The following is a 14,994-nucleotide window of genomic DNA, read 5'->3' on the forward strand; positions in this document are numbered from 1 at the left end:
CTTCCTTTTTGTCTTTGTACTCTGTTAATTAGTAGGTTGAAGTAGTTTTCGTAGTATTGATAGACATTATATCTTAGGAATTTTGAATATATGTCTTGTTCTATTGTTATTCTTTTTTTACCGCTGTAATTTTCGATGTTTAGTCTGTTTTTCTTGTATTGTAGTTGGTTTCGATTCCCCGGCGTAAATTATAGAGTTCTTTTAAATCTTCGATTTTGAAGTTTTTATCCAATATATTTGTTAGTAATATTTTTGTTTTTCCATTTTCTAATTCAATAGTTAGTATTCCTTTGTATTCCTTAAAAAAGTTATTATTCCTATTATAACCAATTAAACATGAATATTTTTTACTTATTTATTTAAATACAAGTGGATTGATGAATACTCTTTGTTTAGATAGGCTTGTCTTGCTATTACTTCAATATTGTTGGTAACATCATCTTCGATGAAATCTTCAAGATTTACTTGATTAGAAGTGACTTTATTTACACAAAAGAAAGTCACATAATCTTTAAATAAAAATTTACTATCTTTTGCGAATTTATTTTTGCAAATTACAAAATCTGATACTGATTTTACAATATTGTCAATTGATGATTTAAAATACGAAAACATAGAGCATCACAACACCATACAATGATGAAAAAACATTAAAAATACTGTTTATTTCATTTTTTAAACATTTTACAGTAGATTTCAAAAATTCTATTTTTTCGCAAAAAATAGAAAGATTAATTAATTTCTTACCAAAATATAGCATTGAGGGTTTTTTTTGTTTTGTTTCATAATAAATAATATACCTTAATCCTTAATAAAACTATCTAAACAACTCAAATACTATTTTTAGAACTAAAATATATCGCAATAAATTAATAACTTTATGAATATCGTTTGATTAATAATCAACATGTTTGCATCAGATTACAAGTAAAATAAAAGAAAATAGATTAAATTGAATTTTAACAGCAAAGTTTAAATAATTATAATACACAAACATTCATTTAATGAACAATACTGAGTATAAACTTACTAATTTTAAAAATTAAGAATAATAAACACCAAATATGGATAATAAACTAATAATAAATAAAATAAGGGAAATTAGAAAAAATTAGATTGGCAGCATTGAAAAAATATGGAAAAGAAATTATTTCATTTCCTTTTCCCAAATTCTAATTGTATTAACATTAGCTTTATCTGCCAATTCCTCCATTGTTTTAATTTCATCATCACTTAATTCAATTTTTATTGCATCCGCTGCATCCTCAACATGGTGAACCTTTGTTGCTCCGACAATTGGAAGTGTTCCTTTAGCAATAGCCCATGCAATCGGCAACTGTGCAACTTTTGCATTGTGGTTTTCAGCAATATCTGCAATTGCTTTATTCAATTCCTCAATTTCAGCCAAGCTTCCACCATATGCATTTGCTCTGTCTGATCCTTCAGGGAACGGATGGGCGGTGTCATATTTGCCGGATAATGCACCCTGCTCTAAAACCATGTATGAGAAAAATATTATGTCATTCTCTTTACAATACTCAAGAATTCCTGAATCTTCAGATGAACGATTAAGTAGGCTGTAATGGTTTTGAACGGCTCCAAGCTTTAAGCCTGCATCTTTTAAAATCTCATTTGCCTCTTTGATTTCTGCAAGATTATGATTTGAAACACCTATCATTTTAATATCATGATCATTTGCGGTTTCGACCAATTTTTTAGTCCAATCAGGTGCCCCGACAGGATTGTGAATCCAGAAAATATCAATGTCTTCAACACCCAATATTTTGGCGCTGTTTTCATACATTGATGTTACCTCATTTGCCTCAAACATCTCAGCAAGCTGAGGCGTAAACTTGGTTGAAATTACAAAATCCTCACGATTGGAGGTTTTTAAGAATTCTCCTAAAACCTCTTCAGATTTTCCCATTCCATAAACATATGCAGTATCCCAAAGGTTTAATCCCAATTCCATTGATTTTTCATAGATGGGTTTTAAGTCTTCAATTTTATGTTCGTCTCCAAAAGTTCCATCATTACCCCATGCCCAAGCACCAAGGGCAATTTTTGGAAGATTATCTTTTAATGTCATGTTTAATTATCTCAATAAATGAATATAAAAAGTTAAAGTGACGGCTATGACACCTAAACATTAAAATAAGACAAAATAGAAACCTTTAAACCATATGACATATTTTGATTTTGAACTTACTCATTGCCCAGTTGAATTATCCCTCGACATAATCAATAGAAAATGGGTTTTGCAAATTATTTGCGACATGTTCTTTGGAAAAACCCGATTTAGCGAATTTCAAAAGGAAAGACCTGAAATGTCAAACAAGGCATTGTCCAGAAGCTTGAAATTCATGGAAGAACAGGGATTGATTAAAAAAGAGGGTGATGAATATTTCCTAACCGATAAAGGGAAATCCCTAAATAAAGTAATTTATGATTTGGTTGAATTTACTTTAGACAATAACAAAGAATTATACGATGAAAAAACTATTTTAAAGGCAAAGGAAGGATTCAGAAAACAGTTGCTGGACTAATCATCCTAATTCACCAGATATTTAACATCATCAAATATAAAAAAATTAAGAGAGGTTTAATCCTCTCATTTAAATGATTATTTTTGCTTTTTTGGTTACTTTGTTGAAGTATTTGTTTCCATTGTAGGTAATTTAACATCAATAATGCTATTAATAAGCAAAATAGTTTCTGACATAATTTCCTCATTATTTTCAGTACAACAATATACCCTCGCCATATTTATTTTACATGATGTATGCATATTTCTAAAAAAACAAATGCTTTTTAAACAAGGTTTAATTAATTTAAATTTTATAATATTATATAACAATTCTTTTAGTGTTGTGTTTAAAATGGGTTTTTTTGATAATGTTAAAAAAGCATTTGGATTGGAAGAAAAAGATGATGTGGAATCTCCCAATAATGATAATATAAAGAATAAAGATGAATTGGCAGAAAATAAAGAAAAAAAAGAAATTCATCATATGCATTCTGAAGAATCTGTTTTAAAAGACAGGAAAACAGATGAACAGACAGGGATTAGAAACTTCAGATATTTGGATGAGTTGATTCATAGTGGAGTAAAAGAGATTGTTCTAGATTCAGATATTGTATTAGGTGAAGATGAAAAATTTCAATATTTGAATGGAATTAAAGTGGATGTAGATGATTTAGCTATTGACGGAAACGGTCATACAATAGACTCACGGAAATCAACAAGAATATTTTACTGCACCGGAAAGAACGTTACTATTAAAAACATTATTTTAAAAAACGGACACATTGACTACAATAGCGAATCCCCTAGAAGTGAAGGCGGATTAATTAAAATTGAAGATAGAGAATTAGAAATTTCAGGTTCCAAATTAACTGACAGCTCAGCAAAATTGGGCGGAGCAATTTTCAATGAAGGCAATCTCCATATTAAAGATTCTATCTTATCAAACAATTATTCTGAACACAGCGGAGGCACTGTTGAAAACGAAGAGGAAAAAAACCTGGAAGTGCACACTTCAAAAGAAAACACCAAAGAAGAAAACATTCCAAATCCTGAAAATTATTCACTTCAAGTAGCAAATGACCTCGATACCTTTGAAAAGTTAATTGAAGATAATTTTAAAAATATTGAACTTGATTCCGATTTGACAATAGGAGAAATGGAAATCAATGCAGACAACCTTACAATTGACGGAAAGGGGCACACCATATACGGCAGAGGTTCCAAGGGAATACTGGAAATTGCCGGCAAAAATATCACATTTAAAAATACCATATTCGAAGGAGGCCTATGGGGAGGTAACGGCCAAAAAGAAGAAAAAAACAGGGAAAGAAGAGGTAAAATGGATGATATAGACTATATTTATCATGGGGGCGCCATTTTTGTTAAATATAGTGGAGAGTGTACTTTCATAAAATGTGAGTTTAAGAATAATACTGCCGGGAATGAAGATAGAGCCAAAATATTAAGAGCGAACGTTTATTATGATGCCAAAGGAGGAGCAATTTATAGTAGGGGCACATGCAGACTACTTTCTTGCAAATTTAGCGGCAATAAAGCGATAGCTGGAACTGATAATGATTTCTATGGATGCGAAGAACCAAAACCAACAAATGAACACACTTATTCAAATGAAACCACTTCACAAAAAGATGTCTCAGAAAAAGATCAAATAACTGTCAAAACTCTTCATAAAGCCAAAGGAACTGATAATAGTTTTACAATAAGAGGCAAAATTGAAAACCTCAACGAAACACCCGAAGGATATCATGTTGAACTAACAAACACATCCAACCACCATTCTACAGGACAGATTCCAGTAACACCGGCCGGCACTTTCATGATTGAATTATCAACCGAAAACCCAGACAACAGCTATGAATTGAAACTATATGATTCAAATAATGATCTCCTGATACCCTCCTCAAATTCATCCCAGACAATTACATACACCAAGATAGATGAAACCAAGCAGATTATGCCTCAAAATTTCAAATATCTGGATAATTTAATCCATTTTGGAGAAAAGAAAATAAAACTTGATTGTGACATCATATTAGACGAAGAAGAATACAGTGAATACAAAAATGGAATAGTGATTAATGCAAATAATATTGTTATAGACGGAAACGGACACACAATCAGCGCCAAAGGAAAAACCCGAATATTTAAGATAACCGGACAGGAAATTACATTGAAAAACATCACACTAAAAGATGGAAATGCAGAAGAGGATGGCGGAGCCATATATAATTTAGGAAAAATGACATTGGAAGACTCCACAATTACACAAAACACTGCAGAATATGGTGGAGCAATACACAACGATAACGGAAGCATAATACTCCAGAACAATACAATTACTGAAAATTCGGCATCATGGTTTGGGGGAGCAATACACAACGATAACGGAAGCATAATACTCCAAAACAATAAATTTGGCCAAAATAAGGCAAGATTCTATGGCGGGGCAATCAGCAACTGGGGAGAAATAAATGCAAAAAATGACCAGTATATTGAAAACTCATCAAGAGAAGATGGTGGAGCAGTATACAACAATTACGAGATGAAACTTAACGACTGTGAATTTTCACAAAATCACTGTTTACACAACATCATTTTTAATAAAGACCCAATGGAAATTTATAAAACCCGATTTAATCTTAATGAATCAGAAGAGATTATATTCAATATTAGTAACGCAACACTATATGCTGAGGATTGCATTTTCAAGGACAATTCTATTGAAAAATCAATTATTAATAATAACGGGAAATCATGCACTCTAAAAAAATGTATTTTTGACAATGAACTTTCCAACAATACAAAAAGCATAATTAACCAGACAGATTTAACATTTGAAAATTCAAAAATAAATGATTCAAAATCCATTTTAAACAATGGACAGATACTTATTATTAACTCTTTAGAGGATATGGAAGACAAAATTGAAGGTAAAGGCAATATTGAAATTTATGAGAGTATTTCCAATGACGAAAGGTTTGATTTTGGATATTTAGATAACCTGATTCACAATAGCAAAAGTAAAAAGATCATTCTAGAAGAGGACATAACCTTTGAAAATTATGAGAAAAATTTCTATGAAGGCGGAATCGAACTCAACATTGATGATTTGACTATTGACGGCAATGGGAACACCATTGATGGAATGAACAAATCACGTATTTTTATAATAACCGGGAACAACATTACATTAAAAAACATAGTATTCAAAAACGGAAAATCTCACAAATCACATTATGACTCACCAAATAATCACGGTGGAGCATTAAAAATCAATAATGAAAACAAAGTAAAAATAGAGAATTGTAAATTCATATCCAACACCTCCGAAGATAATGGCGGAGCAATAAGCAACGAAAAAGGTTCTGTCACAATAAAAAATACCGAATTCAATGCAAACGGTGCATTAAATGGAGGCGCAATACGAAATGGGGGAACTTGCATTATCCAGAACATCTCATTAGACAAAAACCATGCCTCCCTCAACGGCGGAACAATATACAATAAAGGCAAACTAACAATAAAAAACAGCGAAATAAAAGGAAGCGCTGCAAAAAAATATGGTGGAACAATATACAATGACAAAAATGGAAAAATAGCCATTACAGAGACATCATTAAACCACAGCAAGGCAAAAAATGGTGGAATGATAGTTAACTTTGGAAACACAACAATCAAAGACTCCAAAATCATGGAAAACCAAGCTGAAGATAGTGGAGGAGCAATAATCAATAATGGAATATTCAATATCAATAACTCTACATTAAAATCCAATCATGCAAATAACAATGGTGGGGCAATAGACAATAGCGGTGAACTAAAAATAAAAGACAGTACCTTATCAAATAGTAGTGCAAAAAAACACGGTGGAGCAGTACACAACGATGAAAATGGAATGATGACAATAATTAACACCACTATAAAAGAAAATTTAATGGAAGGATTCATCTTTTCAGTAGGGGTTATAAAAAGTTACGGAGGGGCAATCAGCAACAAAGGAGAGTTAACTCTAAAAGACAGCATACTAACAGACAATAAGGCAGAAGTAGAACATCATGTTGGAGCATCATCATATTGTGAAGGCGGAGCAATACACAATACCGGAAAACTAAAAATAACTTCCTGCAAATTTAAAAATAATACCTCCGAAGATGGGGGTGCAATTTATGGACCATGCACTATTAACAAATCAACATTTGAAAACAATCATTCGCGATTTCATGGAGGTGCAATTTATGGAACCTGCACTGTCAATAATTCCGAATTTAGCAATAATTCTTCAAGTGCCGGCGGAGCAATTTATGGAAAAGGAACCGCAAATAATACTATAATGACAGGAAACACCGCACAATGGGATGGTGGAGCAATATATATTTCTAAAGAGGAAGATTTTAAATTATACGACTGTGAAATACATGACAATGAACCTAACGATGTTTATGAAAGAAAATAATTAATGAAATATAATATAGTCACTGTTAATCATCCACAATGTCATTTTTATTTTTTATGAACAGTATTGTTATTATTAACAAGACTACAGTTATTAGTATCATCATTAATGAAGTCATACTAAATGAATTAACGGAAAACTGATTATGAGTAATTTTTCCATTTGCCAATATCTGCATTATCACAACTGTAACTGATGATCCTATAGCTCCTACGACCTGCCTTGTGGTGTTGTTGACTGCAGTTGCATCCTCAACATCCCCTGCAACAACACTCATTGCCCAAGTAATTGCAGGTGATAGGCCAAGCCCACAGCCGATTCCCCTGATTAACTGAGTAGCCAACAGATATTCAAATGTGGAATTCATGTTATAAGTCATCATACAAGCAAATCCGATAATGTTCATGATTGATGATGCTATTAAAACCGGCTTTATTCCAATCTTATCGGCCATTATAGGACTTATGAAATTGAATACAATCATGATTATTGCTGCAGGGAATAATATGAGTCCAGATTCCGTTGGAGAGTAATATGCAACATTCTGTACAAACAACGGCACCATTACATTGATTCCACACATCATAAAATATAACAATGCTGCAAAAACAGTCCCATATACAAAATACTTATTTTTCAGTACTATTAAGTTAACAAGAGGATTTTCAATTTTGTTTTGACGTTTAACGAATATTATTAATGTCAATATTCCAATGATTATTGGTAAAATCACATGAATAAAGCTGAATCCAAACTCTGCAATATTTGAAAATCCAATCATCAGCCCTACACAAAATATTATGGACAATATCAATGATGGGAAATCCAAAGGATAATTTTGGGTTTCAAGTTCAAAGTTTGCAAGGAGTATTGATAAAACTAGAATTAATAGAGTTATTATCGCTAAAAATTCAAAAATAACTCTCCAATTAAATAAGTCAATTATAATTCCTCCGATTGTAGGTCCCATTGCAGGTACAATTCCAACAAGGAATCCCATTAAGCCCATGAAAAATCCCCATTTTTCTTCAGGCATTACCCTGAAAATCAATATCTGACCTATTGGCATTAAAATACCCGTCCCCATTGCTTCCAAGATTCTACCAACAATCAACATTTCAATGCTTGTTGATAAAAAACAGAGCACTGACCCGATTATGAATAATATGAGAGATGTTATCAATATTGTTTTAATTTTAAATCTTTTTGTAATGAATGCTGTCGGAGGAATCATTACTCCCATCACCAATAGAAATACAGAGTATGTCCATTGCGCAGTTGCAGAAGATATTGAGAAATCATTCATATAATAAGGCAAACTTGTTGTTACAATACTTTGTGATATTAAAGTAACTGAAGAAGCCAATATAATTATAATTAAAGTTATTAAACCATTTTTATTTTCAAATTCCATAATCATTTTTCCCCATTGAATATAGTTTCTAATAAAAAATTGTCCAGAAATGAGATATTTTTTATATTCATAATCCAAGAATAAGCATGCTTCTTAAAGTAAGGGGCAAATTGCACAAAAAAACATATGTTTCTATTTTAATATTAATTTTTCGTTATTGCACAGATAATCTCTAACTTTTTAATATACTATTAATTAACCAGAATTATTAATTATTAATAATTCACGACCTGAAAAATATAAATATTATCATATCCAGTAAATAATTAAAGAGTATTCTGGAATTTTATTTAAATAAAATATGCATTCTGAATTAATTTTTTTGAATTAATGAGTCTGAATTAATACCAACCGAATTATTTGTTATTTTAAAAATCTAATTGTTCGGCAAGACAGATATTGCAGACTGCATTAGGAGTATCGATATTTGCATCTCTTACAGGGCAATAAAACTTTCCATCTTTTTCTTCAACTCTTAATGATCCGGGAAATAGTGTACCGACTTTATGGATGGGTTCTTCTAAAAGGAATGTTGTATAAATTGAAGCCATGCAACCAATTAATGGAAATTTACTTTTGGATTTTTCTGTTGGATTTTCACGATTTGTCATTAAAGTTTTAATTGCATCGGCAAATTCTTCTTTATCAATTATTTTGGCATAATCGTTATTATCTGCTAAGATTTCTTTAACACGCAATATGAATGTTTCAACATATGATTTTTGGCTGTCTTCCCTATAGTTTGCTTGAACATATTTGTTTTCTTCAATTATCTCAGCGCTAACTGCCATCATGTCAAATACTGAAATGGTTGAGCAATATTTTTTCAATATTTCTAAAACTGAATTGCCAGATATTTTTTCTTCATGGGTAATTTTTAATAATTCCTCACATAGTTCTAAATATTCATTTCCCATTATAAAACTCCTGTTAATCTTAAAATCCAAAGGAAAAACCTGCATTTTTACAAATGCAATAACGGCATAATGAATTTTTATCTTTAATGCTCATGATTCTAGTTTTGCATTTATATTCTCCATTTTCTAAAAAGACCTCATCTTTTGCAGGATTATCTCCAACCGGGTGCAGTGGTCTTTTGGCCATAAATGCCAAATAGAGGCAGATGTATTTTGTAAACTCTCTAGTTTCCTCATCTCCTCCAGCATAAGTGTCAAAATAATAGTCGATATCCTTTTTTAGATTTTCAATTGCGCTGTCTTTAATTTCATAGTCTTCACTAATGTTTAAAGCGAAAATTTCATCCCATGTTTCTGAATTGTACTTGGCAAGTTTTTTGGTCAATGGGTCTTTGTATCTATCGTCTGTTACTTTGTTTCTAAGATATTCAATGGGATAATCTTTTAAATTTTCTTTAATTTCTTCATGTAATTCAGAGGATTTCATATCTAAAATAATCTTTTTGTAATATAAAAAAGTTTCTATTAATCAAAATCTTCTTGTCCAACAATCTAAATCAAAAACAATGAGTAATATCAAAACCAACTTAAAATACCTATTAATTATATATAACTTGAAATTTAAAATATTAATAATAATTACAATGGAGAGAGTTATATGAAAACTAATGTGATAGTTGTATAACTTTTGTTCTCTCTACACTACTTTTTTTAGAAATCATGATAATTAAATATTTTAATCTATAATGGGAGAAACTGGAGATGGTGGAAATACAAATTCTGAACATGTACTATAATCACTGACACAACCTGAACCAACTAATGATACAAAGTTAACTACTTGAGTATTATTGGAAAAGTTGAGGATAAGATGCTGAAATTATTATAAACAATTGATGACAAGCAATTATTGTTATGCCAATAGTCACGAAATTATCTACTACTTTTCTCTCACTACAGATTATAATATTCTTTTCTTCAGTAATTAAAGTTTTTGGAAATTCGTTCAAATCGTAGAATTTTAACATATATTCAAATATAAAATAAAAAAATTAGTGAATGTATAGAAATAAAAATGTTGTCTTGAACAGTTATTATTTATCAGAATTGGCTGTATGATGCTGGTCAAAACACAAATAAGAAATGTTAATGTCACCAGATATAGTAAGTGATAACATGATAATAAACGTCGGCGGAAGAACAGATATAGTGAACTACTACACTCCATGGCTACTGAACAGGCTTGAAGAGGGATATGCATATTCAAGAAATCCATTTGCAAGGGAGAATGTATACAAGTTAAGCTTAAAGCCCGAAGATGTCGATTGTCTTCTGTTCTGCTCCAAAAACTACCAACCTATCCTGAAACATATAGGTGACATTGATGAAAAGTACAATATATTGTGCAACTACACGATTACTGCATACGGCAAGGACATAGAACCGAAAGTCCCATCAATAAATCAATCTATTAAAACGTTGAAACGATTATCCGATATTGTTGGTAGCAACAAGATTCTCTGGAGATATGATCCAATACTTCTTACTGAAAAATACACTGTTGAAAAACATCTGGAAACATTTGAATATATGGCAGAAAAGATCTCACCATTAGTTTACAGATGCATATTCAGCTTTGTGGACATGTACAAAAAAGTTGAAGAGAACATGCCTGAGATAATTCCACTTACTGAAGAAGATAAAGTGAAGTTATTGAAAGGGATTGGTGAGATATCGGAGAGATTTAATCTGTATACTCAATCATGTGCAACAAATGAAAGCTATGAAAAATACAACATTCATGCTGCAGGTTGCACAACTCGGGAAATTTTAGAACAGGCACACAATGTAGTTTATAAAAATGTAAAAGGAACAGGAATTAGAGAAAACTGTCACTGTATTCCATCAAGAGACATAGGGGCTTATAATTCCTGTTTAAGTGAATGTAAATATTGCTACGCTAATCGAAAACCTGAAATTCCAAAAAATGTTATAAAATTGCATGATGAGAAATCACCGTTGTTGCTAGGACACCTTAAAGAAAATGACAAACTAACAGATACGGAAGTAATAAAATATATTGAACCAAAACAAACTACTTTATTTGATTTTTAGATATTAAATTTTTATTTCTCATGATGCCTAAAATCAACACAAATTTTATAAAATTAATTTATCCAAGTCATCTTCCGATAGTTCAAGAGACCCTATAATTAACATATATATGAAAACTCATGTGATAGTTGTATAACTTTTGTTCTCTCTACACTACTTTTTTTGTCTCTTTCAAAAACTTGTGTGATTTGAATTTTCACTAGTTTTTGAGTCTCGAAATTTTTTCGTTCTATTTTTTCTTTATTTTTAATTTAAAAGCAGTAAAATTAATATATAAGGTGGAACTTAAATATTAATATGACCAGTAAAAATATTAAAGCTCCATATGAATGTATGGAGTTAAAAGAATATAAACTTTCCGATTTTGTACCGGAGTTTTCTGAATTCCGTCAATCTGATGATCTTTCTCGATTTGGTTGTGAAAATATTGAAAATAACCTCATCAGATTGGAAAAAAGAGGTAAAATTCATTTTGAAAATAGGATTGGTATTTGTCCAAGTTGTAAGTCTCATCATACTGTTAAAAATGGAACTTATGAAAGAAAATTAATTTTTTTAAGAATTGGAGAACAAATTTGTACTATTCAAAAGTATAAATGCAAAAAATGTGGTAAAGTCTTTTATTCTGATTTATCATCACTTGTTTATTCCAATTCCAATATTACATTGCCTGTAATTAATTGTATTGAAAATTTATATCAAATTTATGGAGCAGGACTCCATAAAATCCGATTTGACTTAAAACAACAACATAACATCGAAATATCTCATCAAAGTATTGAAAACATCTTATTAAAATCAAAATACGAATTTAACTATGAAAATAGAACTTATTCTGGATATTACTTATTCGACAGTCTTTGGGTGAAAATTAAAGGCAAATGGAACTACCTTTTAGCATTATTTGATGTTAAATTAAATACTCTTGTTTCAGTCAAATTAGTCGAATCAGAAGATTCCAAGACCATTTATCAATTTTTACACGAATCCCTCAGAAATCAAGAAAAGATTTCAATTGGAACAGATTTAAAACACGAATATAGAGAAGCAATAGATAAATTAAAAGTTAAACAACATTTCTGCAAATTTCATGTAAAACAAAACATAAACAAAAGATTTAGAGATTATTTTGACAAAAATCAATTAGAAAAAGAAGAATTCAATGAGTTAATTGATTTAAAAAGGCACATTTTTAAAATATTGGATGCAAAAAACTTAAATGATGCTAAAAATCTACGAAATCTACTATTAGATAAAAAATATTCAAAAAATAACTTTACAATCAAAATCGTAGATAAATTTATCATCCCTTACTTTCAAAAATTGACGACACACCTGGAAAATACGAATATTCCATCAACGAACAATAAAATCGAAAATATCTTTCAAAAAATATTTCCAAAACACATAAAAAGAACAATGAAAATAGAACAAGGACTTCTAAGAAGATTCATGCTAAAACTAAATCATTGGAACATAAAAAATAAAAAAGAAAAAAATCACACAAGTTTTTGAAAGTGCCATGGTATGTAAAAACTTAACATTTATATATTATTAAAATCAATAATAACAATTGTTATATTATATTATGACGGAGAAATTAACATGGTAGAAAAGGGAACAGATGTGTTAAAGGAAGGTTTCGCCAAAATGACAAAAGGCGGAGTCATTATGGACGTAGTGAATGCAGAACAGGCTTCAATTGCAGAAGATGCAGGGGCGGTGGCAGTAATGGCACTTGAGAAGGTACCTGCAGACATTCGTGCTGCTGGGGGAGTGGCCAGAATGGCTGATCCAACAATTGTTGAAGAGGTGGTTGATGCAGTATCCATCCCTGTAATGGCAAAGGCAAGAATAGGCCATATTGCAGAAGCGCAAATATTGGAAACCCTTGGAGTTGACATGATTGATGAAAGTGAAGTGTTGACACCTGCAGATGAAGAATATCACATTAACAAAAAGGAATTTACAATACCATTCGTATGTGGTGCACGTAACCTTGGTGAAGCACTAAGGAGAATTGACGAAGGTGCAGCTATGATTCGTACCAAAGGAGAACCTGGAACAGGAAACATTGTAGAAGCAGTTCGCCACATGAGAATGGTGATGGGAGAAATCAGAACAATATATGGAATGGAGGAAGAGGAACTCTGGAAATATGCGCGAAACATCGAAGCTCCAATTGAACTTGTAAAGCAAACTGCAGAATTGGGCAAATTACCTGTTGTCAACTTTGCTGCAGGAGGAATTGCAACACCTGCTGACGCATCACTCATGATGCAGTTAGGTTCCGACGGCATTTTTGTGGGATCAGGAATATTCAAGTCAAACAATCCTGAAGCATTTGCAAAAGCAATAGTTGAAGCAACTGCAAATTACGACAAGCCTGAAGTATTGGCGGAAGTATCCAAAGGATTGGGCGAAGCCATGAAAGGTCTGGAAATGTCAACTTTGAGCGAATCCGACAGAATGCAGGACAGGGGAATTTAAAATTCCTCATATTTTTAATTATTTTTTAAGGTGCTTAGATGATAAAAATCGGAATCCTAAATCTTCAGGGTGCAGTTTCAGAACACTTTGACATGACAAGAAAAACCGTTGAAAACTTAAAACTCGATATAGAAGTGGAAGAAGTAAGATACAGTGATGATGTTAAAAAATGTGATGGATTAATCATATCCGGTGGGGAAAGTACTGTAATTGGCAAGCTCATTAAGGAAAGGGGTATTGATAAAGTTATTAAAGAAAATAATATTCCTGTCTTTGGAACTTGTGCTGGAATGGTGCTTCTTGGCAAAAAAACAGATTTCAACCAGCCGCTACTTGAACTTATGGACATAACTGTTAAAAGAAATACCTATGGAAGGCAGAAGGATTCATTTGAAGCGGAAATTGAAATATTAAATCAAAAGTATTCTGGTGTGTTTATTAGAGCACCGGCACTTGAATCTTATGATGGGTCCAAAAATGATATTAAGATATTGTCAGAATTTGATGGTGAAATAATTGCCATTCAGCAAGGACACAACATTGCAATTTCATTTCATCCAGAATTAACAGAGGACACTTTAATTCATGAATATTTCATTGAAGAAGTTTTAACAAGTCTGAACCATTGACTGCTTTTAGAAGTTAATCAAATTGTAAACTTATAATGCAACAATTTTAATTTTTTAAAATTTGTTAACTTATACTTATCCATATAGGTTTTTCATGAAGAAACAATTGAAAGGGAATTCCTCCCATGATTCTGGTTAAGGACAATTATCCAAAAATATATAATATCCATTGATGAGTTTAATATGTCAAGAGAGGAAATACGAAATAGGAATATCTTAGACTTCTTGTTGAGTGATGAAATTTAATTAGAAGAGATTATAAATTTAATGTTATTATGCCAACACCAATATGAGCTGGTCAAAAGGAACCAGAAGTTGCATAATCCAGATTCACCCTTGCTGATTGGGGATGTTAATGAGGGAGATGTTGTAAAAGAGGTCAATGAGCCTAGCTATATTGATGCTCAAACTAGATTGATGTAGTTTTT

Annotated in this window: 12 protein-coding genes; 7 read left to right on the forward strand and 5 right to left on the reverse strand. The window is 31.3% G+C overall.

The genetic code is table 11. From position 1 onward, the window contains the following. Positions 1–351: 351 nt before the first annotated feature. Both F3G70_RS02070 and F3G70_RS02075 read right to left on the reverse strand, forming a co-directional pair. Positions 352–615, reverse strand: coding sequence for a hypothetical protein (locus F3G70_RS02070; RefSeq protein WP_149731053.1), 264 nt, complete (start codon positions 613–615; stop codon positions 352–354). A 532-nt stretch (positions 616–1,147) separates the two neighbouring features. Then, a complete protein-coding gene (locus F3G70_RS02075; RefSeq protein WP_149731054.1) occupies positions 1,148–2,089 on the reverse strand; it encodes an aldo/keto reductase in 942 nt (313 codons plus the stop codon). A gap of 94 nt (positions 2,090–2,183) precedes the next feature. Between F3G70_RS02075 and F3G70_RS02080 the strand changes: the two genes are divergently transcribed. Beyond that, positions 2,184–2,546 (forward strand): winged helix-turn-helix transcriptional regulator, encoded by a 363-nt coding sequence (locus F3G70_RS02080; RefSeq protein WP_149731055.1) that lies wholly within the window; start codon positions 2,184–2,186, stop codon positions 2,544–2,546. Between the two features lie 333 nt (positions 2,547–2,879). Further along, on the forward strand, positions 2,880–7,001 hold the full coding sequence (locus F3G70_RS02085) for a hypothetical protein (protein ID WP_188118027.1): 4,122 nt from the start codon (positions 2,880–2,882) through the stop codon (positions 6,999–7,001). 25 nt (positions 7,002–7,026) lie between these two features. Here F3G70_RS02085 and F3G70_RS02090 read toward each other — a convergent pair whose 3' ends face one another. The 3 genes from F3G70_RS02090 to F3G70_RS02100 form a co-directional block, all read right to left on the reverse strand. Beyond that, positions 7,027–8,415, reverse strand: coding sequence for a DHA2 family efflux MFS transporter permease subunit (locus tag F3G70_RS02090; RefSeq protein ID WP_188118028.1), 1,389 nt, complete (start codon positions 8,413–8,415; stop codon positions 7,027–7,029). 368 nt (positions 8,416–8,783) lie between these two features. Next, a complete protein-coding gene (locus tag F3G70_RS02095) occupies positions 8,784–9,332 on the reverse strand; it encodes a DUF2115 family protein (protein WP_149731058.1) in 549 nt (182 codons plus the stop codon). 19 nt (positions 9,333–9,351) lie between these two features. Continuing rightward, a complete protein-coding gene (locus F3G70_RS02100) occupies positions 9,352–9,819 on the reverse strand; it encodes a DUF2115 family protein (protein WP_149731059.1) in 468 nt (155 codons plus the stop codon). Positions 9,820–10,508: 689 nt separating this feature from the next. Here F3G70_RS02100 and F3G70_RS02105 point away from each other — a divergent pair. The 5 genes from F3G70_RS02105 (at position 10,509) to F3G70_RS11965 (ending at position 14,989) form a co-directional block, all read left to right on the forward strand. Continuing rightward, positions 10,509–11,447: a DUF1848 domain-containing protein gene (locus tag F3G70_RS02105; protein WP_149731060.1), complete on the forward strand. Its 939-nt coding sequence runs from the start codon at positions 10,509–10,511 to the stop codon at positions 11,445–11,447. A 297-nt stretch (positions 11,448–11,744) separates the two neighbouring features. Next, positions 11,745–12,962 carry a DDE-type integrase/transposase/recombinase gene (locus tag F3G70_RS02110; RefSeq protein WP_149731061.1) on the forward strand — a complete coding sequence of 406 codons (1,218 nt, stop codon included), beginning with the start codon at positions 11,745–11,747 and terminating at the stop codon, positions 12,960–12,962. Positions 12,963–13,052: 90 nt separating this feature from the next. Next, positions 13,053–13,937 carry a pyridoxal 5'-phosphate synthase lyase subunit PdxS gene (gene pdxS / locus F3G70_RS02115; protein WP_149731062.1) on the forward strand — a complete coding sequence of 295 codons (885 nt, stop codon included), beginning with the start codon at positions 13,053–13,055 and terminating at the stop codon, positions 13,935–13,937. 38 nt (positions 13,938–13,975) lie between these two features. Beyond that, on the forward strand, positions 13,976–14,566 hold the full coding sequence (gene pdxT / locus F3G70_RS02120) for a pyridoxal 5'-phosphate synthase glutaminase subunit PdxT (protein WP_149731063.1): 591 nt from the start codon (positions 13,976–13,978) through the stop codon (positions 14,564–14,566). Positions 14,567–14,833: 267 nt separating this feature from the next. After that, the gene (locus F3G70_RS11965; protein ID WP_188118029.1) at positions 14,834–14,989 is read left to right on the forward strand and encodes a hypothetical protein; all 156 of its coding nucleotides are present in this window, start codon (positions 14,834–14,836) and stop codon (positions 14,987–14,989) included. Positions 14,990–14,994: the final 5 nt, after the last annotated feature.

This window comes from Methanobrevibacter millerae (assembly GCF_900103415.1).
In the GTDB taxonomy this organism is placed as follows: Archaea; Methanobacteriota; Methanobacteria; order Methanobacteriales; family Methanobacteriaceae; genus Methanocatella; species Methanocatella millerae.

What these genes read in the sequence shown, in the direction of transcription:
- F3G70_RS02085 (WP_188118027.1), top strand. Translation starts at nt 2,880, where the DNA reads ATGGGTTTTTTTGATAATGTTAAAAAAGCATTTGGATTGGAAGAAAAA.
- F3G70_RS11965 (WP_188118029.1), top strand. Translation starts at nt 14,834, where the DNA reads ATGTTATTATGCCAACACCAATATGAGCTGGTCAAAAGGAACCAGAAG.
- F3G70_RS02075 (WP_149731054.1), bottom strand. Translation starts at nt 2,089, where the DNA reads ATGACATTAAAAGATAATCTTCCAAAAATTGCCCTTGGTGCTTGGGCA.
- pdxT (WP_149731063.1), top strand. Translation starts at nt 13,976, where the DNA reads ATGATAAAAATCGGAATCCTAAATCTTCAGGGTGCAGTTTCAGAACAC.
- F3G70_RS02095 (WP_149731058.1), bottom strand. Translation starts at nt 9,332, where the DNA reads ATGGGAAATGAATATTTAGAACTATGTGAGGAATTATTAAAAATTACC.
- F3G70_RS02080 (WP_149731055.1), top strand. Translation starts at nt 2,184, where the DNA reads ATGACATATTTTGATTTTGAACTTACTCATTGCCCAGTTGAATTATCC.
- pdxS (WP_149731062.1), top strand. Translation starts at nt 13,053, where the DNA reads ATGGTAGAAAAGGGAACAGATGTGTTAAAGGAAGGTTTCGCCAAAATG.
- F3G70_RS02100 (WP_149731059.1), bottom strand. Translation starts at nt 9,819, where the DNA reads ATGAAATCCTCTGAATTACATGAAGAAATTAAAGAAAATTTAAAAGAT.
- F3G70_RS02110 (WP_149731061.1), top strand. Translation starts at nt 11,745, where the DNA reads ATGACCAGTAAAAATATTAAAGCTCCATATGAATGTATGGAGTTAAAA.
- F3G70_RS02070 (WP_149731053.1), bottom strand. Translation starts at nt 615, where the DNA reads ATGTTTTCGTATTTTAAATCATCAATTGACAATATTGTAAAATCAGTA.
- F3G70_RS02090 (WP_188118028.1), bottom strand. Translation starts at nt 8,415, where the DNA reads ATGGAATTTGAAAATAAAAATGGTTTAATAACTTTAATTATAATTATA.
- F3G70_RS02105 (WP_149731060.1), top strand. Translation starts at nt 10,509, where the DNA reads ATGATAATAAACGTCGGCGGAAGAACAGATATAGTGAACTACTACACT.